Origin of the sequence: Roseimarinus sediminis (genome assembly GCF_050433125.1) — a bacterium.
GTDB lineage: Bacteria > Bacteroidota > Bacteroidia > Bacteroidales > Prolixibacteraceae > Roseimarinus > Roseimarinus sediminis.
The window spans coordinates 47,078-65,627 of record NZ_JBNPXV010000006.1; the positions used below are offsets into that span (position 1 = coordinate 47,078).

The 18,550-nt window shown below is 44.6% G+C and carries 12 protein-coding genes; 5 read left to right on the forward strand and 7 right to left on the reverse strand.

All coding sequences use genetic code 11. From position 1 onward, the window contains the following. Positions 1-4: 4 nt before the first annotated feature. Both porV and porU read right to left on the reverse strand, forming a co-directional pair. Entirely contained in the window at positions 5-1,180 is a 1,176-nt protein-coding gene (porV, locus tag FHS86_RS09130) for a type IX secretion system outer membrane channel protein PorV (protein WP_429412702.1), read from the reverse strand. 72 nt (positions 1,181-1,252) lie between these two features. After that, entirely contained in the window at positions 1,253-4,576 is a 3,324-nt protein-coding gene (gene porU, locus FHS86_RS09135) for a type IX secretion system sortase PorU (protein WP_429412703.1), read from the reverse strand. A gap of 253 nt (positions 4,577-4,829) precedes the next feature. On the opposite strand from porU, the gene FHS86_RS09140 reads away from it, so the two are divergent. Together FHS86_RS09140 and FHS86_RS09145 are read left to right on the forward strand one after the other, a co-directional pair. Then, on the forward strand, positions 4,830-6,278 hold the full coding sequence (locus FHS86_RS09140) for an SUMF1/EgtB/PvdO family nonheme iron enzyme (protein ID WP_429412704.1): 1,449 nt from the start codon (positions 4,830-4,832) through the stop codon (positions 6,276-6,278). A 48-nt stretch (positions 6,279-6,326) separates the two neighbouring features. Beyond that, a complete protein-coding gene (locus FHS86_RS09145; protein ID WP_429412705.1) occupies positions 6,327-7,616 on the forward strand; it encodes a UDP-N-acetylmuramoyl-tripeptide--D-alanyl-D-alanine ligase in 1,290 nt (429 codons plus the stop codon). A gap of 43 nt (positions 7,617-7,659) precedes the next feature. On the opposite strand, the gene trxA is transcribed toward FHS86_RS09145, so the two are convergent. After that, entirely contained in the window at positions 7,660-8,022 is a 363-nt protein-coding gene (gene trxA / locus FHS86_RS09150; protein ID WP_429412706.1) for a thioredoxin, read from the reverse strand. Positions 8,023-8,184: 162 nt separating this feature from the next. On the opposite strand from trxA, the gene FHS86_RS09155 reads away from it, so the two are divergent. Then, on the forward strand, positions 8,185-9,603 hold the full coding sequence (locus FHS86_RS09155) for a CCA tRNA nucleotidyltransferase (protein ID WP_429412707.1): 1,419 nt from the start codon (positions 8,185-8,187) through the stop codon (positions 9,601-9,603). On the opposite strand, the gene FHS86_RS09160 is transcribed toward FHS86_RS09155, so the two are convergent. From FHS86_RS09160 to FHS86_RS09175, 4 genes are all read right to left on the reverse strand, one after another. Beyond that, a complete protein-coding gene (locus FHS86_RS09160; protein ID WP_429412708.1) occupies positions 9,600-10,544 on the reverse strand; it encodes an endonuclease/exonuclease/phosphatase family protein in 945 nt (314 codons plus the stop codon). The two genes, FHS86_RS09155 and FHS86_RS09160, sit on opposite strands and share 4 nt — an antisense overlap. A 73-nt stretch (positions 10,545-10,617) precedes the next feature. Beyond that, positions 10,618-12,054, reverse strand: a complete 1,437-nt coding sequence (locus FHS86_RS09165; RefSeq protein WP_429412709.1) for a hypothetical protein — start codon at positions 12,052-12,054, stop codon at positions 10,618-10,620. A 94-nt stretch (positions 12,055-12,148) separates the two neighbouring features. Further along, the gene (locus tag FHS86_RS09170) at positions 12,149-13,588 is read right to left on the reverse strand and encodes a sodium:solute symporter (RefSeq protein WP_429412710.1); all 1,440 of its coding nucleotides are present in this window, start codon (positions 13,586-13,588) and stop codon (positions 12,149-12,151) included. A gap of 1 nt (position 13,589) precedes the next feature. Further along, complete coding sequence (locus FHS86_RS09175) at positions 13,590-14,774, reverse strand: exo-beta-N-acetylmuramidase NamZ family protein (protein WP_429412711.1); 1,185 nt, start codon at positions 14,772-14,774, stop codon at positions 13,590-13,592. Positions 14,775-14,840: 66 nt separating this feature from the next. Between FHS86_RS09175 and FHS86_RS09180 the strand changes: the two genes are divergently transcribed. Both FHS86_RS09180 and FHS86_RS09185 read left to right on the forward strand, forming a co-directional pair. Continuing rightward, positions 14,841-17,789 (forward strand): glycoside hydrolase family 3 N-terminal domain-containing protein, encoded by a 2,949-nt coding sequence (locus FHS86_RS09180; RefSeq protein ID WP_429412712.1) that lies wholly within the window; start codon positions 14,841-14,843, stop codon positions 17,787-17,789. Between the two features lie 230 nt (positions 17,790-18,019). Beyond that, positions 18,020-18,265, forward strand: coding sequence for a DNA-binding protein (locus FHS86_RS09185; RefSeq protein ID WP_429412713.1), 246 nt, complete (start codon positions 18,020-18,022; stop codon positions 18,263-18,265). Positions 18,266-18,550: the final 285 nt, after the last annotated feature.

Sequence of the window (18,550 nt, forward strand, 5' to 3'; positions counted from 1 at the left end):
CGTATTATCTTCTGCCCTGATCCCTGAAATTCTCCAGGTCGAAACCAAGGGTGAAACGCAGTGTGTTTTCCAGCGGACTGGTTCTCGACAAGGTGTAAATATAGGAGAAGTCGATGGAAAACACATTCATTTTTAAACCGGCACCAAAGGTAAGGTACTTGCGGTCTCCTTTGTCTTCATTTTCGTGGAAGTAGCCTCCGCGAACGGCAAACTGTTGGTTGTACCAGTATTCGGCCCCCAGCGAAATGGTAATTTCCTTTAGTTCTTCCTGAAAGCCTCCGGGCGCATCCGAAAACGACTGGAAGATTCCTTTAATCGGATCCACATCCTGGTTGCCCAGGTTAGAAAATACGGGTTTGCCGTCTTCCATTTCAAAAGGAGGCGTAGGAACCAGTAGTTTATTGAAGTCGAGGGCAAACGATACTTTGTTGTATTTGTCGATTTCGGTGGTATAGGCTCCGCCAATTCGCAGGTTGGTGGGGATAAAGTCTTTGATGGTTCCGCCATCGTAGGAGATTTTCGATCCGATGTTGGAAATGTTGATACCCCCGGCAATGTTGGTTTCCTTGCGCTGGCGAATGAAGGTGTTGTTGTAAAAGAAAGCAACGTCGGCAGCAAAGGCATTGCCTGCTCTGAGGTCGGTGGTTGTTGTTCCGGGCACCGAATTGGCCCCCGAATAAATATCGGAAAGGATGTAGCGCAGGGCCACCGATCCCGACCAGTTGTCGGAAAGTTTCAGCGCATAGGCCATGTCGAGCGAAAACTCGTTGGGATTGCTGCTGTTGAGTGCATTTCCGCTATTGTCATAAAAGTCCATCGATCCCAGATCGAAGTAGCGCAAACTACCCGAAATGGTTTGCAGCTCGTCGAGCTGGTGATAGCCTACCAGATAGGCCAGATTCATGTCGCCTACGAGGCTGCGTAACCAGGGAGTGTACGAAAGTGCCACCCCTGATGTGCTTTCGATAAAGGCATATTTGGCCGGGTTCCAGTACTGTGAATTGATGTCGGGCAAACTGGCAACCCCTGCATCGCCCATGGCTCCTCCGCGCGAGTCGGATGCAATGGTCAGAAACGGAACTGCCGAGCTCACGACGCCGGCACCGGTTGTCGACTGGGCATGTGTATACCTTGTTGCTATTAAGAGAAATAAAATTACAATTGCAAGAATACGGTTCATGATCTGATTTTATACTTAATAATTTGGATGTCAAAAATAGAATAACGATTTGAAAGTTCACATATTGTTGAGTCAATAATTGTCGATTAAAAGTTTCCCGGCCCCGGTGGCAATAAAACCTTCTTTATTCTGAAGGGTTACCCGGTAAATCAACATTTTCTCGTGTTGAATGGGTACACGGGTGTTGGCAATGTCCCAGTGTATGGTGTTTTGCGTGGTGCCGTACGATCCGATGGTTTGGCTTAGCTCACTCACTTTTTGTCCTCTCAGGTTGAAGATTTCGATGCGGGTTTCAAATAACTCGCCGGGCAGGTTGTGCTTAATGTTAAAATTGGTGTAACTACGCATTGGGTTGGGGTAGTTGCTTACCTGGCTGATGTTGAATTCATTTTCAACTGTAAAATAAATTTCTTCGCTCACCGAATTGTTGAGTATGTCCCATGCCTTTACCATGATGTGGTGTTCTCCCTGGCTAAGGTTGCTTAGCGGATAGATGATGCTGCCCCGCTGGTAGGTGTTGGGCTCGGCCGTGTAAAAATCGTTGAGTACAATAGGATTGGTATAGTCGTGGTCGATAATGGCCACCACATCGTGACCAATGCCGGTTCCCACCGTGTTGATACCACTTTCGTCAAACAGATTGACCATAAGCAGGGCACTGGTTGAAACCTTATCGTTTGATTTGAAGTCTTCGTTGTTGAGGTAGAGACTCATTTCCGGAGGATTGTTATCGACCACGGGATTACTGCCCGAGCCGCCGATGTTAAACAAATCGAAGGCCCCGTTACCGTCGATGGTATCGTTTTGTACGTAGTAATAAATCATGCCGCTTCCGGTGTTGTAGGCAATGTCCTTGGGGACGATGAATGAAAAGGAAAAATGCCCCTCGTTAACGGTACTCATGCCCTTGTAGATGATGTTACTGCGAACAGGATATTCGAATTTTGAACCATCGTTGCCCAGGGTCTGTGTATTCAGTTCCTTGTCGTACACGGTAATGTCAACCTGGCCATGAAACTGATTGATGATTTCTCCGAAGTTGTCATGTATTTCTCCTTCGATGGTAACTTTCTCGAGGGCTCCAATGGTGATGGAGTCGCCAATGGGATTGCCATTGATGGTGCTTGAAACCACGTTGTATTTCGGGAAAGCCATTTTAATGGCAGGATCGCCAAAGAAGGAGAAACTGCGTTTGTTGTAGCCCCTTAGCTCTGCTTTGGCCAGACACATGATGTCGCCCATCCGGCGGTTTTCACCGTTTTCGTCATGACTGAAGGCATACTTGTAAAACTGTTTGCTCAGGTTGAAATTATCGGAGGCATATACTTTACGGGTGGTTGAAAACAGGGCCACTCCGCCTCCTGTATTGTTAAACATCACATGTTCGCCTGCCGATTTCTTGTCGGAGTCGAACTGGGTAAACTCGCAGGTGGCGGTTACAAAAATTGGAAACTTGTTTTTGTTGCTCCAGCTGGTGATGTCGCTTTCGAGCAGAACGTCTTCTTCGGCCAGCGACGAAGGATTGGCATGACCAATATAGTTCAGTATCAGGGTGCCGTCTTCCACCCTTCGTTTGATGGCAGCAGTTGCATCGGGATAGCGCTCGCCCCCCGAGGTATTCACCTGCTTATAGGCATCAAAGTAGATTTTTTCACTGTAAAATTCGGGATGGGTTTCCCTGATGATTTCAATTAATTGTTCGGTTTGATTCATAAACAGGTTGCCATCTTCATCGTCGGCCAGAAAGGTAAGCATATTGCGCCAGTCTCCCAGCGTTTCGCTCGAAGCATAGGTAATGGTTTTGTCAACCACGGTTAATGCCTCCGACAAGGTGCCACAGGGTATGCGCCCCAGTCCAAGATCGAGGTAGCCGTTGAGCTCACCTTCATCGTCGTCGAGAAGTACAAAGAAGTCGTCGGAGGTGATGGTGTTAAAAAGGCTCAGGTGTTCCGACTGGTAGGTTGGGATAAAACGGATTCCGCTTCCCCATTCGCGGTTGTCGTACGATCCGTCGCCCATTAGCAGCACATAACGCAGCGGGGTGTCGCTGTTTTTGCTGCGCTGGTAAAAGAATCGGAACAGGTTGCGAATGGCTGCCGGATCGGGCTGGCCCGAGCCAAACTCATTGTAAATCTGGTTCACATCAACAACCAGTACTTTAAAATGATCGCTGATGCGATGGTATTCGGCCAGATTCTCCGAGGCAGTCATGAAGTCGGGGTGCGAAACGATAATCATGTCGTAATCGGGCAGTCCGTGCAGGTTTTGATTGGCCACTTCGCCAATAAATACCGGTTGGGGGAAACCATCGCGCGAGGGCCTGAAAACAACATATTCGTGAAGGCTTTGTCCATGGTCGGTAAAACGGATGCCATTGTTGTTGATGAAAGATAACTGAAGTGGATTCAAAGGGTCGGTAAGGTCCCAAACATAGTCATCGCCGGTCCCTCCCGATATGTGGTAGTTGACGGCCGCGTAATTCATTGCTTCTCCACTGCGAAACAACAGTTGTTCTTTGCTAAGTGTGAGTGCCGAAGGCATGGAGACTGAGATAAAATCGAGCCAGGAATCGCCACTGGAAGAAGCCGCTTTGAAACTGACTTCTACATTCAAATTTTTTGTGGCAGAAAATTCATAGCTTTTTTTATAGGGCCGCGCAGTTTCGAGCGACATCGAGCGGATAACCATCGATTCAGCCGCTGTGTTGTTGATTTTAACACCCATCTCCGACTGACTGCTTGAGGTGGCTGTAGCCGATAAGATGAATTTTCCCTTCTGACCACTCATGGCATCGGGAAAGCTGAAATTGATCACCTTGCTGCTGTTGTTGTATATTTTTTCACTGTACCAGTAAATGCCCGATTGATAAAGGTTGATGTTGTCCTCTTCGTATAACTGATAATGATCGTAAGTGCTGATTGTAATTTCGGCTTCTTTGTCCGGGCTTTCTTTGATGGCAGGTGCCGGAGAAGCAGGTTGGTCGGAGGTAATAAAAAAATAGGTATTGCGAGCGTAGGGATTCTTGTTGTGAAAATAAAGGGCATCACTTTTCTGATAATTCCATTTTACCGTACCGGTAGAATAAAAAAATATACAGTCGTTATTGTTGTTGTCTTTTTGATGAAGGACCGGTATTTTATGCAGATCGTCGGGATAAAAATCGCTGTTTGATTTGGGCAACATGTGCCCGCCATTCGAAAAAACAGCGACCTGCTGAGGTGAATTAATGCCCCAGGCCTGCAATTGCGAATAAGTAATTTTATGAATGCCCTGGGCGGTAGTGGCCAGCTTAAACCATTTTCCTTCGGCAAGTACCGATTCATTTTTAGTTACTTGTGCCTGCAAACTGCCAAAGATCCATATTAGTAAGCCAAGGGTAAAAAGTATTTTAGTCATCGTCGTTCAATCGTTTCATGTAAAAAACGGTTTTCCGTTAAAAATAGTATTTCAGGGTCTTTATTTTTATGCAGGGTAAAATAACCAATTCAAATTAACGTTATCAAGCTACAGTGATTTAAAAGCACAAATATTAATTTTGTTCATGCAATCTGATCAATTGGCTGTTTGGAAAGTAAAGAAATTTTCTTCATACAATAACTATTGATCATTTTAGTTATATTTGTTGCAAAACGTGTAATAATTTTGGAAAATGAGACGATTGTCATTCTTATTAATTGTTTTGATATTCAGCCTGGTAGCATGTAATAATTCAAAAAATGCTGGCCGTGGCGGTTCAGGCGAGGCTTCAAGAACGATCGGTTGGGAGAAAAGCGATATGGAAGTTTTTGGTTTTACTGATCCGGAATTTCTGGAGCAGCAAACCGGCCCCGGACTGGTTTTTGTTCAGGGGGGAACTTTCATCATGGGCCGTATCGATGAGGATGTGTTGGGCGATTGGGACAATCAACCCCGCAGGGTAACGGTTGCATCGTTTTACATGGATGAAACCGAAGTAACCAATTACGATTACCGCCAGTATCTTGCCTGGCTTGGATCTGTTTATCCAAATTCAGACAAGGTGGAGAAGGCAACGCCTGACACCCTGGTGTGGAGAAGTGAACTGGCCTACAATGAGCCTTATGTCAATAACTATCTTCGTCATCCATCGTACAGTACTTATCCGGTAGTTGGGGTAAACTGGGTACAGGCAGCCGATTATTGTAAGTGGCGAACCGACCGTGTAAACGAATACCTGCTCATAGAAAATGGTTACCTTTCGCTCGATTCAACCCAGCAGGGAAGCGAAGTGTTTACCACCGAAGGTTATCTTTCGGGATATTATCAGGGAGTAAATGGCGAAAATGATCAGCGGGTTCGCTGGGAAAACGGCCTCCTGCTTCCTAACTACAGGCTTCCTACCGAAGCTGAGTGGGAATATGCAGCACTGGGGCTGATTGGTGAAGCCGATGGCGAATTGCTCACCGAACGCCGGATGTATCCATGGTCAGGCACCTACCTTCGTCAGGAGAATAAAGATATGAAAGGGAAAATGCGGGCCAACTATACCCGGGGACGGGGCGACCTGATGGGAATGGCAGGAGCACTCAACGATGGTGCCGACATCTCGGCCGATGTGTTCTCCTACGAACCCAATGATTATGGTATTTATTGTATGGCTGGCAATGTGAACGAATGGGTCGCCGATGTTTATCGTCCGCTTTCACCACAGGATGTAGAAGAATTCCAACCTTTCCGTGGAAATGTGATTACTGAATACCGCCGGACTGATGATGGTGCCATCATCTTTAATGAATTTGGGCAACCAGTGGTCGATACCATCTCCGATTTCAGAAATTACAAGGATGGCGATTATCAGTCAGCATTGATTGAAGGCAGCAACTGGAATGACATCAAACCGGAAAATCAGGCTGCCAGTACAGAGGCAACCAGCAGAATGTATATACAAAATGAACGCGAAGGAGTCATTAATTCGATGATTACCGACCATGTGAGGGTTTACAAGGGTGGCTCGTGGAGAGACAGAGCCTACTGGCTCAATCCCGGATCACGCCGTTATCTCGAGGAAGCAGAATCAAGATCCGATTTGGGCTTCCGATGTGCCATGACCCGCTTAGGGCCTCCGCGTACTTCAAATTAAAAAATAAAGAAAATCCCGTTGTTAAACGGGATTTTTTATTTTTATACCATGAAGATGGAAGAACTTTATCAAAGCTACCTTGAAAGTGGCAGGGTGTTTACCGATAGCAGGCAGGCAGCTAGTGGCGGCCTGTTTTTTGCTCTTAAGGGTGAACGTTTCGATGGAAATGATTATGCTTTGAAGGCACTCGAAGATGGTGCGTCGTATGCAGTGGTTGATCGCCCCGGTCTGGCAGCCAATGCAAAATGTATTGTTGTAAACGATGTGCTCGAAACCTTGCAGCAACTGGCAAGGCATCATCGCAGGCAGCTGTCATTGCCTGTGATAGCCATTACCGGAACCAACGGTAAAACAACGACCAAAGAACTGGTGACTGCCGTGCTTGGTCAGAAATACAAAGTACTGGCCACTTCGGGCAATCTGAATAATCACATTGGTGTTCCGCTTACCCTCTTACAAATCGACAAGACACACGAAATCGCCATCATTGAGATGGGGGCCAATCATCAGGGTGAAATTGATTTTTTATGCAACATCGCAGCACCCGATTATGGTTTAATAACCAATGTGGGCAAGGCACACCTCGAGGGTTTTGGCTCGTTCGAAGGGGTAAAGAAAGCCAAAGGTGAATTGTACCAATACATTGCTGACAAGGGAAAAGGAATTTTTATTAATTCCGACAACGAACATTTGAAGCCAATGGCTGCAGACAATGCGGTGCAGTATACTTATGGTGTTGAAAGCGAAAAAGTACAGCTGCGTGGCAAGTTGGTGAGCAATGATCTTTATCTGGTAGCCGGGATACTTTTTGCCAAAGGCTGGCTTTATATCAAAACGCAACTCACCGGAGCCTATAATCTTGAAAATATACTGGCTGCTGCACGTTTGGGGGTTTTCTTTGAGCTCGACCCCCTGCTGATACAAAAAGGAATAGAGGCATACCAACCCCAAAATAACCGCTCGCAAATCATGAGAACGGGAACGGCCACTTTCTTCCTCGATTGTTACAATGCGAATCCAACAAGCATGAAAGCCGCGCTGAGTAATTTTTTCTCCATGAATGTGCAGCCCAGGGTTGTTGTGTTGGGCGACATGCTCGAACTGGGCGATGAAGCAGCTGAAGAGCATCAGTCCATCGCCGATTGGGTACAACACGAGGCGATCTCAGAAGTTTACCTGGTTGGAGCACATTTTATGAATGCCACCGTTCCGCCTTCCATCAAATGTTATCGCAATATTGAAATGTTAAAAGCCGAGCTACCTTTTACACACTGGGATAATAAGTATGTGCTCGTGAAAGGATCGAGAGCGATGCAATTGGAAAACATTGTGAAATAAAAAATGCCTGCTCGTGCAGGCATTTTTTATTGAATTTAGCTTGTTAATCTTTGGTAATTCCCAGTACTTCCTTGAAGGCCTGTTCGAAAGTTTCTTTTGGAAGGGCACCCATTGCCATTTGAGGTTTTCCTTCTTTAGGAACAAACAACATCGATGGGATGCTCTGAATTCCGAACATGGCAGCCAGCTCCCGCTGATCTTCCGTGTCTACTTTATAGATATTCAATTTTGAACCGTATTCTTCCTGAAGTTCTTCAAGAATAGGAGCTACCATTTTACATGGACCGCACCAGTCGGCATAAAAGTCAATAATACATGGAGCGTCCCCTTCGAACTTCCAGTCTTTATTGTTTTCAAAGTCGAATACCTTTGCTTTAAATGTGTCGAGGGTTAAATGTTCTAACATAATCTATAAATTTTAATTGTTATTCTAACTCACTTACTATTCAAACAACTAATCATGTAATTAGTTTTGACATTGCAAACTTACGCTTGCTGATCATTTTTTTGTGTTACTTTTGTCACACATTAATAAGGTGAACCAGTTCAAAGAAAATAAGTTGAATTGATGCAAAATTTTTCACAGTACATCAACACAAAGATTTTTACTACCGTTGCAACTCAGGCCGATGCCCTCGGTCAGGATGCTTATGTAATTGGTGGTTATGTTCGCGATCTGCTGCTCGAGCGTCCGTCGAAGGATGTTGACTTTGTTACCATGGGAAGCGGAATTGCCCTGGCACGCAAAGTGGCAAAAGCACTTAGTCCGGCGATTAAGGTGAATGTATTTAAGAACTTTGGCACTGCCCAGTTTAAATACGAAGGCATTGATCTTGAATTTGTGGGAGCACGAAAGGAATCGTATCAGCGTGATTCCCGCAAACCGCTTGTCGAAGAGGGCACATTGGAAGATGATCAAAACCGGCGCGACTTTACCATCAATGCCATGGCCATTAGTTTAAACAATGCAACTTTTGGCGACTTGATCGATCCCTTTGGCGGCATGGCCCATCTCGACCAGCAATTAATAAAAACACCGCTTGATCCTGATCTGACCTTCGATGATGATCCTTTACGAATGATGCGTGCCATACGCTTTGCCACCCAGCTGAAATTCCGTATTGATGACGAAACACTCGAAGCAATCAAAAGAAACGGACAACGGATGAACATTGTGTCGAAAGAGCGCATTGTAGATGAACTCAATAAAGTAATTCTGGCACCCAAACCGTCGATTGGCTTTAAGCTGATGGACAGCACCGGCCTGCTCGAACTGATTCTTCCCGAGCTCGCAAAAATGAAAGGAGTGGAGGTCGTCAACGGGGTAGCGCACAAGGACAATTTTTATCATACACTGGCTGTGCTCGATCAGCTGGCTCCCAATAGTGATAATTTGTGGTTGCGCTGGTCGGCACTCTTACACGACATCGCCAAACCACTTACCAAGAAATATGTCGAAAATCAGGGATGGACTTTCCATGGTCACAATTATCTGGGCGCAAAAATAACTCCCCGAATTTTTAAACGACTGAAACTTCCTTTGAATGAAAAAATGAAGTTTGTGCAAAAGATGGTCAATTTGCACATGCGGCCCATTGTTTTAAGTGAAGATGAAGTGACCGACTCGGCAGTTCGCCGCTTACTGTTCGAAGCGGGTGACGATATTGACCAGCTGATGACGCTGTGTGAAGCCGATATTACCTCGAAAAACGAAGTGAAGGTGAAAACTTTTCTGGCCAATTTCGCACTCGTGCGCCAAAAATTAAAAGACATCGAAGAGCGTGATGCGGTTCGTAACTTTCAGCCACCTGTGACAGGAGAAGAAATAATGGAGTATTTTGCATTGCAACCCTGCAAAGAAGTGGGTCTTATTAAATCGGCCATTAAGGAGGCCATCCTTGAAGGTGAAATCCACAATAACTACGAAGAAGCTTTTTCTTACATGAAAAAAGTAGGGGAAGAGCTTGGACTAAAGAAAGCCGATTAAGGATTGTGCCGGTAAAGATCGAGCAGTACGGGCAGGTGGTCGCTGAAACCATCGTTGTACTTGAAGCCGATGTAGGTCCTGAAGGGTTTGTTTCCCAGATAAGTCTTGTCGCTTTCGAGCAGAAAGGCCGGACTGAAGATGCTGAAAAGATCGGGATGAGTAGATAAGCCACTGTTACTTTGCAACAATGTACCACTGACCATCATCTGATCGATCATCGACCAGCTGCCCTGGTATTTGTAGGAGCCTTTTCCGGAATTGGCAAGGGGAAAAGCCATATTGTAAATGCAGCGCTGATCAATCGTTTGCCATGAAGTGAGCGCACCCAGATGATCTTGAATGCTTTCATCAAAGGGGCTATCGTTAAAGTCGCCCATCAGCACAATTTTACTTTCAACATACAAATTAAGAATACTGTCAACTGCGGTTCTGACTGTTTCGGCCGTGAGTGCACGCAGGGGTTTGGTTTCAAGCAGGCCACCATATTTCGAAGGCCAGTGATTTACAAAAACGTGCAGGGTGTCGCCGGCCAGCAGCCCTTTAACATAGAGCAGGTCGCGGGTTCGTAAGTCGGGAAAGCGCTGGTTGTGAATACCAAGGGTTTGATAGCTTAGTGGCACAAAAACATCATTCAAATAAATCAGCGCCACATCGATGCCTCGCCTGTCGGGCGATTCACGATGAATAAGCCGGTATCCAAGCTGGCGGAGCGGAGTTTGATAAAGCAATTGTTCGAGTACCCTGTGATTTTCTACTTCGCACATTCCGATGAGTACAGGGAGGGTTCCCTGTCCTGCAGCAAGTACAACCTGTGTAATCCGGTTTAATTTTTTGTTCAGTTTTGCATTGTTCCAGTAGCGTTCTCCCCGGGGCAGGAATTCTTCATCGTTTTTAAGGCTGTCGTCGTGGGTGTCGAAAAGATTTTCAACATTGTAGAACATGAGGCGGAATTTGTCTTCCTGGGGTTTTGCAGAGAGTGAAAGGCAAAGCAGTAAAGCAAAAAGAAGGAATTGTTTAATCTTCCTCTTCTTTTTCAATGCGCTCGTAAACACCAAGATCGGGGGCTTCATCATTCAAACGGGCCTGGTTGATTAAATCGAGTGGGACCAGTTCGCCAAACTGAATACTACCGGCATCTTTGGCCGGCGATAGGGTGTCGAGTTCAAAATTGTATTCTGCAGGAAGCATGAACTCAGGATCGATGTTGTTTTGTACAGCGTTCATCTGTTCGCTGTGTGCAGTAAAGATACTGTCGGACATTCGGACAATGCAGTGGTCAAATTGGTGGTTAAACAGGTAGTTGCTGTTCATTCCAAATTCTACTTCCGATTCAAGATTTCCCCAAATGATCGAATTGGTCCAGCTGGCCTGAACCAGGTCGCCGGTATATTCAATCGAATCATTTCCTTCGGTTACAATCAGCCGGTTCGAAATGGCCAGTGAGGGTGTCTGACGGTTGGAGTAACTGCCCCAGTAGTTGGCAATGGTGCAATGATTGAAGCTGTAGTTTCCACCGGCAAGCAGGGTAACGCCGTAAAATCCACAGTCGGAAACCAGCGTATTGCTGGCAATAATTTGCGACTTGATGGCAAAAATACCGGCATACGACATGTGTTCGATTTTTACATTATGCAAACGGGCGTAAGCCGGGCCTTCGTATTCAATGGTTCCTACCTGAAGTCCGATTTTTGCATTTTTGATTTCAACATTTTCAAACACATTTTCCATTTCGTTGGGGAACAGCAGCAGTCCGTGCCACTGATCAGGAATGTCATCGTACATGGCTTCCAGTCGGTCGCCTGAAAAAATAATCGGGTCGCTGTTGGTGCCAATCGCTCTCACCGAACCAAGTACAGCCAGAGCAGCCCCCTTGTGAAAGAAGATGCGGGCACCCGGTTCAATGCTCAGTACCTGTCCACTGTCGACCCAGGCAACATTATGAACCAGATAAGGTTTTTCGGCAGTCCAGGTGGTAGTATTCAGAATTTCACCATCGATGGGTACAAAATCCTGGCCCCAGGCCATCAAATCAATGTCCTGTTTGTTGGTATTGCTTATGAAAATTACCGAATCCTGAACAATCATGGGCTGATTTGAGCCGTTGGGATCGACCGTTAGCTCAACAAAGATATAGAGGCTGTCGTTGGCTGCCAGTTCGATGTCGTACATCTCGTTGGCCATTTCTCCATCGATGTTCAGACGATAGGCCGATTCATCTCCTCCGGCAAGTGCTATTGTTGATATTAAAATAGCCTGATTGTGAGGATTGATGACCCTGAATGATTTGGTGGTAGAGCCGATGGTAGTAAAAATGGTATCAAACATTAAAGTGTCAGTCGAAAAGGTTAATTGCGCATCGTCCGATGAAATGTACCCGTCATCCTCACACGACCACAGTGTGAAGACCAGCAATGACAAAACGAGCAATATGTATCCCAACTGCCTTCTCAAAATCTAAAATTTATGTTTGATCAAACTATTTTGCTTCAAATTTAATAAATGAACGTTTTAAATCGTCATTTATTTTTAAAGAATTTTAACAAAATTAATATCGTTTTGAAAAAATTGTTAAGAGAATGTAAGTGAAACAGGCATTTATTACGATTAATTCAAAACCAAACTGGTAATTTTCAATAAGGTAGCTTGTGATGATGGTGCATCCCCAGGTGAGCAGTGGGGAAATAAAAGCTATTGGAAATATCATTTTAAGAAGAGGTTTTCTTTTGTTGAAAAATGAAAATACAAAAATGCCGAGTATTGGGCCATAGGTATAACCGGCAGCTTTAAAAATTCCTACCACCACACTTTGATTGTTGAGATAATAAAAGGCCATGATCACTGCAAACAAAAGCAGACTGAATCCAAGATGAATCCAATTTCGTATACCTTGCTGCCTGTTTTCTGGAAAACGATCGATCTTCAGAAAGTCGATACTGAATGCTGTGGTGAGTGCAGTTGTGGCCGAATCGGCACTCGAAAGGGCAGCTGCCGAAATGCCCAGAACAAACAGCGCAGCCACCCATTTCCCCAAATGATTTAAGGCAATGGTCGGAAATAACTGGTCGCTTTGTGTTGGTATTGCAATCGATTTTAGTCCTGCATAATAATGAAGCAGCGCTCCCAGCGATAGAAAGATAAATACGGTAACGACAAACAGTAAACTGAATACAAGCATGTTTTTGCGGGCCTGACTGCTGTTACGGCAGCTAAGGTTCTTTTGTACAATATCCTGGTCGAAGCCATTGAGTGCGATGGTCATAAAAATACCTGCTATAAACTGTTTGAAGAAATTATTGCCCGAGCGCCAGTTAAAATCGAATATTGAAGTGTCTACTGTCGAAACGACCTTATTGATCAGAAGAGAAGTACCCAATCCTGTCTGGTTTTTGATTGCAACAATGCTTAGCACAACAGCAGTAAGCAAAATCACGGTTTGAATTGTATCGGACCACACCACCATTTTAATTCCCGACTTGTAGGTGTAGAGCCAAATGATCAAAAGGCAGAATAAAACTGTCAGGCCAAAAGGCAGCTTCAGCGCTTCGGCAATGGCAAGATGAATCACCAGTGCGGCCAAATAAAGCCGAAAGGCTGCTCCCACAATTTTTGAAAGAATAAAAAAGCCCGAAGTCGTCAGGTAGCCTTCCCTGCCCATCTTTTCGTTCAAAACAGTGTAGATCGAAACAATGTTTTTACGGTAATAATACGGAAGAAGCAGGGTGGCAATCAGGATATAACCTGCAAAGTTACCGAGTATAAACTGAAAATAGTGAAAGGCACTGTTTCCTACTTCTCCCGGAACCGACACAAAGGTAACTCCCGAAAGGGTGGCTCCAATCATTCCAAATGCAACGGCAAACCAGGGCGATTTCCGATCGCCGTTATAAAAGGTATTTGAATGGCTGTTTCTCCCGATGAAGTAGGAAATCAGCAATAACAACGCGAAATAGGACAGAAAAATGATCAATAAACCTGATGCCTGCATCTTATTCAAAATCGGGATAAAGTAAATATTTCTTTCTTAGTTGCTTGTATTTCTGAAGGTCGTTCTGCCAGCCGGCTTTAATTTCTTCTTCACCAAGACCCGCATTGATCTGTTCATAGAAATTGGGATCACCCGAAAGCAGTTCAATCCAGCGCTTGCTTTTCCAGAACTGTTGATCGTTGGGATACCGCTGATAAAAGTCGATGAAATAGGAAAGGGTGAATTTGGGCGGGGTTTCGTTTTGACGCAAATCGATGCCCCTGCAAAGTTCATTTTCAAAAATCGGATCCATGCTTATTCCGGGAATGGCTACCGGTGTGAAGGTAAAATCTCCGTCTTCATTACCCGGATAGGCAATTACCTGAAAAGGGAAAGGTGTTCCCCTGCCAATGCTCACATTGGCCGCCTCAAAAAAGCAAAGCGATGGATAGAGTCGCACCGACAACTGATTGGGCAGGTTGGGCGATGGCTTTACCGGCAGGATATAGTTTTGTGAATGGTCATAATTTTTAACAGGAATCACGGTGAGTTCGCATTGTATGCTATTTTTCAGCCATCCTTCTCCATTGATCATTTGCGCCATTTCGCCCAGCGTACATCCATGAACAACCGGAATGGGATGCATGCCAACAAACGAAGTTATGCCAGGTTGGAGCACTGGTCCGTTGATATAATCACCATTGGGATTGGGCCTGTCGAGCAGCAGCAGTGGGACATCGTTTTCAGCACAGGCTTCCATAAGGTAATGCAAGCTGCTTAAATAGGTAAAAAAACGGCAGCCTACATCCTGCATGTCAAAAAGAACCAGGTCGATGTTTTCAAGGTCACCGGCACTTGCCTTTTTCTTGTTTCCATAGAGCGAAATAATTGGGATTCCTGTCAGTGGGTCGGTGTTGTCATCGATCAGTTCTCCATTGGCAGCCTCGCCGCGTATGCCATGTTCAACGGCAAAAAGTTGAACGATCCTGATCTTCTTACTTATCAGAAAATCGAGCAGGTGAATACTGTCGAGTCGCGAACTGTGGTTCACCATCAGCGCGATGTTTTTTCCTTCGAGCAGCTGAAGATAGGCCTCGGGTTGCATTGCGCCGGTAATCAGTTTGTTATCGCTGCTTTGTGCTTTGCATCCGTTAAAAGCGGTTAAAAGCAGTATAATAAAGAGAAGAATGTTTTGTTTTATCATCATTCAATGCTGATCTAAAATTTCTAAATTTACGTTTAATCTTAAATGATGCAAAACCGTTTAAATATTATGCATAAAATAGGGGCCTTTCTTATTCTTTCTTTCTTTTTCTATCAGTTAAAGGCGCAGGATGTCAATCCTCCGTTTTTGTCAGTCGACAGCCGGTGGGCTGATTCGTTGATTGCCGGAATGACCCTGGAGGAAAAAATAGGACAGCTTATCATGGTAACAAGCGAGCGGGTCGAAGGGAATGAAGAACGCATACTTGACTGGATTCGGAATGAGAAAGTAGGAGGGGTCTTGTTTTTGAAATCCTCACCTTACGAACTGGCCTCACTGGCTAATCGTTTTCAGGCAGCAAGTCGGGTGCCGCTTTACATCGCGCTCGATGCAGAAAACGGATTATCATTCAGGCTCGATTCGGTGGTTCGCTATCCTTATGCCATGTCGTTGGGAGCACTGGCAGCCGATACGCTAATTTATCAGATGGGCCGGGAGGTAGGGCAGCAATGCAGGGCGCTGGGTGTCAACCTGAATTTTGCTCCTGTTGCCGATGTGAACGTCAATCCATACAATCCGGTCATTAATTATCGCTCGTTTGGTGAAAATCCCCACAAGGTGGCTGCTAAAAGCTGGGAGCTTGCCCGTGGCTTGCAGGATGAGCAAATTCTTGTAAGTGCCAAGCATTTTCCCGGTCATGGTGATACCGCTTACGATTCACATGTTACCCTACCAATCATTAAACGCAATAAAACAGCGCTCGACAGTATCGATCTTCTGCCATTTAAGCATTTGATTGGTGAGGGAATTAATGGCATCATGAGTGCGCATATTGCACTGCCCGAAGTCGATGCGTCGCTAAGGCCGGCTACGCTTTCGTCTGAAATTATGACGAAAATACTGCGTGATGAAATGGGCTTTAAAGGCCTTGTATTCTCCGATGGCATGAACATGAAGGGAATTACCAGCCATTTCGGCGAAGGTGAAGCAGCAGTTGAGGCCTTAAAGGCCGGTGTCGATGTGGTTGAATTTGTACTGCAGCCCGATGTTGTAATTTCGGCAGTAAAGGAGGCCTGCAGAAATGGTGACTTGTCAGAAGAATTGATTCATGAAAAGTGTCATAAGGTGTTAATGAGTAAGAAGTGGCTCGGGCTCGATCACTATAAACCGACTACACTTGACGGTTTGTCGGCAAAGATCAACAGTTCACAATATTCCTTAACTGCGAGGTATCTGTATGAACACGCTGTGACGGTTTTGAAAAATGATAATGAATTGTTGCCTTTGCAACGACTTGATACGCTCAATGTAGCCACGGTGGCCATTGGAAGTGGAGTGGAAACGACCTTCCAGCGCTACCTTGAAAATTACCTTGAACTGGATCATTTTACACTCGGAACTGATGCATCAGACGATGAAATGAATGCTTTGTTGAAGCAACTTAACAATTATGATTTGCTGATTGCCGGAGTTCATGGTACCCGCTTGTCGGCAGCAAACAGTTACGGGGTGCTTCCCCTTCACCGCAAAATGGTTCAGGAATTGTCGAAACGCAAAACGGTTTTTTCCTTTTTTGCAAATCCCTATGCGTTGAAGTATTTCGATGGCATAGAGGATGCTGCGGCACTGATTGTGACCTATGGATCGGCTTACGCGTCGCAGACCTATGCCGCACAATTAATTTTTGGAGCCATTGGAAGTGATGCTTCCCTGCCGGTTTCTATTAATGCAGAATATCGTGAAGGAGATGGAGTTGAAGTAAAAAAAAACGGGCGCTTAAAGTATACCATTCCCGCTGAAGTTGGTTATGATGAGGAGCGTTTGCAAGCACTTGTCGATTCGTTTGCTGCTTATGGCATCAGAGAGAAGATTTTTCCTGGATGTCAGGTTTTGCTTGCTAAAGAAGGAAAGGTGTTTTTTCATCATAGCTACGGATATCATACTTACGACAGTGTACGGGTATTGAAAACAGATGATATTTACGATTGGGCCTCGCTTACAAAAATCACAGGCCCGCTGCCGCTGATTATGAAGCTCACCGAAGAACAACGGATTGATCTGGATGCCCCGTACAGCCGCTACTGGCCCGATTTCTTAAATAGCAACAAGGAAAAAATCACTTTTAGAGAAATACTGGCACATCAAGCCGGCCTTCGCCCCTGGATCCCTTTTTATCTCGAAGTTTATAAGGCAAACAACAAAGTGCGAAGGAGCATTGTGCGTGACAAACCATCGGCCTCTTTTCCATTAAGGATCTCCATGAATTATTACATTCATCAAAACTATAAGCGTAAGATATATAGTGAAATACGTGAAAGTGAATTGTTGAACAAGAAGGAGTATGTGTATTCAGGACTTGCATTCTATAGTATGCCTGATTTAATTGGTCGCCTGGTTGAAGGTGATTATGAACAGTATCTGCAACAACGTTTTTTGCGCCCTTTGGGAGCAGGAACTGTGTGTTATAATCCTTATCGGTATTTTTCGCAGAGCCGTTTTGTACCAACCGAAGATGATGTATATTTCAGAAAAGACGTTTTGCGTGGCTTTGTACACGATGAAGGAGCTGCCATGATGGGCGGTGTTTCAGGTAATGCAGGTTTATTTGGTTCGACCAACGACTTGGCTAAGATTATGCAGTTTTATTTGCAAAAAGGTGTTTATGGTGATCTTAGGTACCTTTCGCCCGAAACCATTGAGCTGTTTACCGGCATTCAATATCCTGATAACGACAATCGGAGGGGGCTGGGCTTCGATAAGCCATATATCGATAATGCAGAAAACGAGTTAAAGGATGCCTATCCTGCACCGGAAACCAGTGCGGCAAGTTTTGGTCATAGCGGTTATACCGGCACCTTTGCCTGGGCAGATCCTGAAAATCAGCTATTGTTTATCTTTATGTCGAACAGGGTTTACCCAACGCGAAACAACAGCAAATTATTCGATCTGAATTTTCGACCTGAACTTCAGCAGGCCATTTATCAATTGGAAGGCAGTTTCTCGTACAGCGATTATTAAAAAATGTTAAAGTATATGTTGCCTGTTTTTCTTCAATTAAAGAAAAATAGCAGCGTAACCATTACAAATAAAGCAAACAAGATCGGGTATATGAAAGCTGCTTTTGTTAGTGGCTGAAAAAAAATAGCATGAACCTATTGTAAAGCACTTTTCTTTTAGAAATAATCTTTTAAATTTATGGGACATTAATGTAAAGTAAACGTTATTTCTAACTAATAAAATTTTATGCCATGACGAAGAAAATAACTTTCAATGAACTCCGCAAAATCAAAGACAGTTTACCTGACGGTACCATGCAACAATTAGCAAGCGAATTCAATGTTGAAGTAGAGACCGTCAGGAATTATTTTGGAGGTGCAAATTATATCAATGGCAAATCAGTAGGTATTCATATGGAACCAGGACCTGATGGAGGAATTGTTCTTTTAGACGATAGTGCAATTTTAGAACGGGCTAAAGAATTAATTCATGAATAGTTAAAGCATTATTATTGTTTGTGTTAATTGAGCCGATATTTTCGGCTCAATTTTTTTCTGTATTTTTTTCAGAAAAAACAGCGTTTTTATTTGCCAGAAAAAAACATTGATATATATTTGCAACGCTTTTAAGGGAAAGCAACACGGGCGATTAGCTCAGCTGGTTCAGAGCATCCCGGTACAACCGGGAGGGTCGGATTAGCTCAGAAGAAAGTCCAAAGACGTTCATTAAGAAATAAAGTATAAATATTATACGGGCGATTAGCTCAGCTGGTTCAGAGCAAA

Bases quoted from the DNA above. Each gene is read 5' to 3' on its own strand.
- porV (WP_429412702.1), bottom strand. From the start codon at position 1,180: ATGAACCGTATTCTTGCAATTGTAATTTTATTTCTCTTAATAGCAACA.
- porU (WP_429412703.1), bottom strand. From the start codon at position 4,576: ATGACTAAAATACTTTTTACCCTTGGCTTACTAATATGGATCTTTGGC.
- FHS86_RS09140 (WP_429412704.1), top strand. From the start codon at position 4,830: ATGAGACGATTGTCATTCTTATTAATTGTTTTGATATTCAGCCTGGTA.
- FHS86_RS09145 (WP_429412705.1), top strand. From the start codon at position 6,327: ATGAAGATGGAAGAACTTTATCAAAGCTACCTTGAAAGTGGCAGGGTG.
- trxA (WP_429412706.1), bottom strand. From the start codon at position 8,022: ATGTTAGAACATTTAACCCTCGACACATTTAAAGCAAAGGTATTCGAC.
- FHS86_RS09155 (WP_429412707.1), top strand. From the start codon at position 8,185: ATGCAAAATTTTTCACAGTACATCAACACAAAGATTTTTACTACCGTT.
- FHS86_RS09160 (WP_429412708.1), bottom strand. From the start codon at position 10,544: ATGTTCTACAATGTTGAAAATCTTTTCGACACCCACGACGACAGCCTT.
- FHS86_RS09170 (WP_429412710.1), bottom strand. From the start codon at position 13,588: ATGCAGGCATCAGGTTTATTGATCATTTTTCTGTCCTATTTCGCGTTG.
- FHS86_RS09175 (WP_429412711.1), bottom strand. From the start codon at position 14,774: ATGATGATAAAACAAAACATTCTTCTCTTTATTATACTGCTTTTAACC.
- FHS86_RS09180 (WP_429412712.1), top strand. From the start codon at position 14,841: ATGCATAAAATAGGGGCCTTTCTTATTCTTTCTTTCTTTTTCTATCAG.
- FHS86_RS09185 (WP_429412713.1), top strand. From the start codon at position 18,020: ATGACGAAGAAAATAACTTTCAATGAACTCCGCAAAATCAAAGACAGT.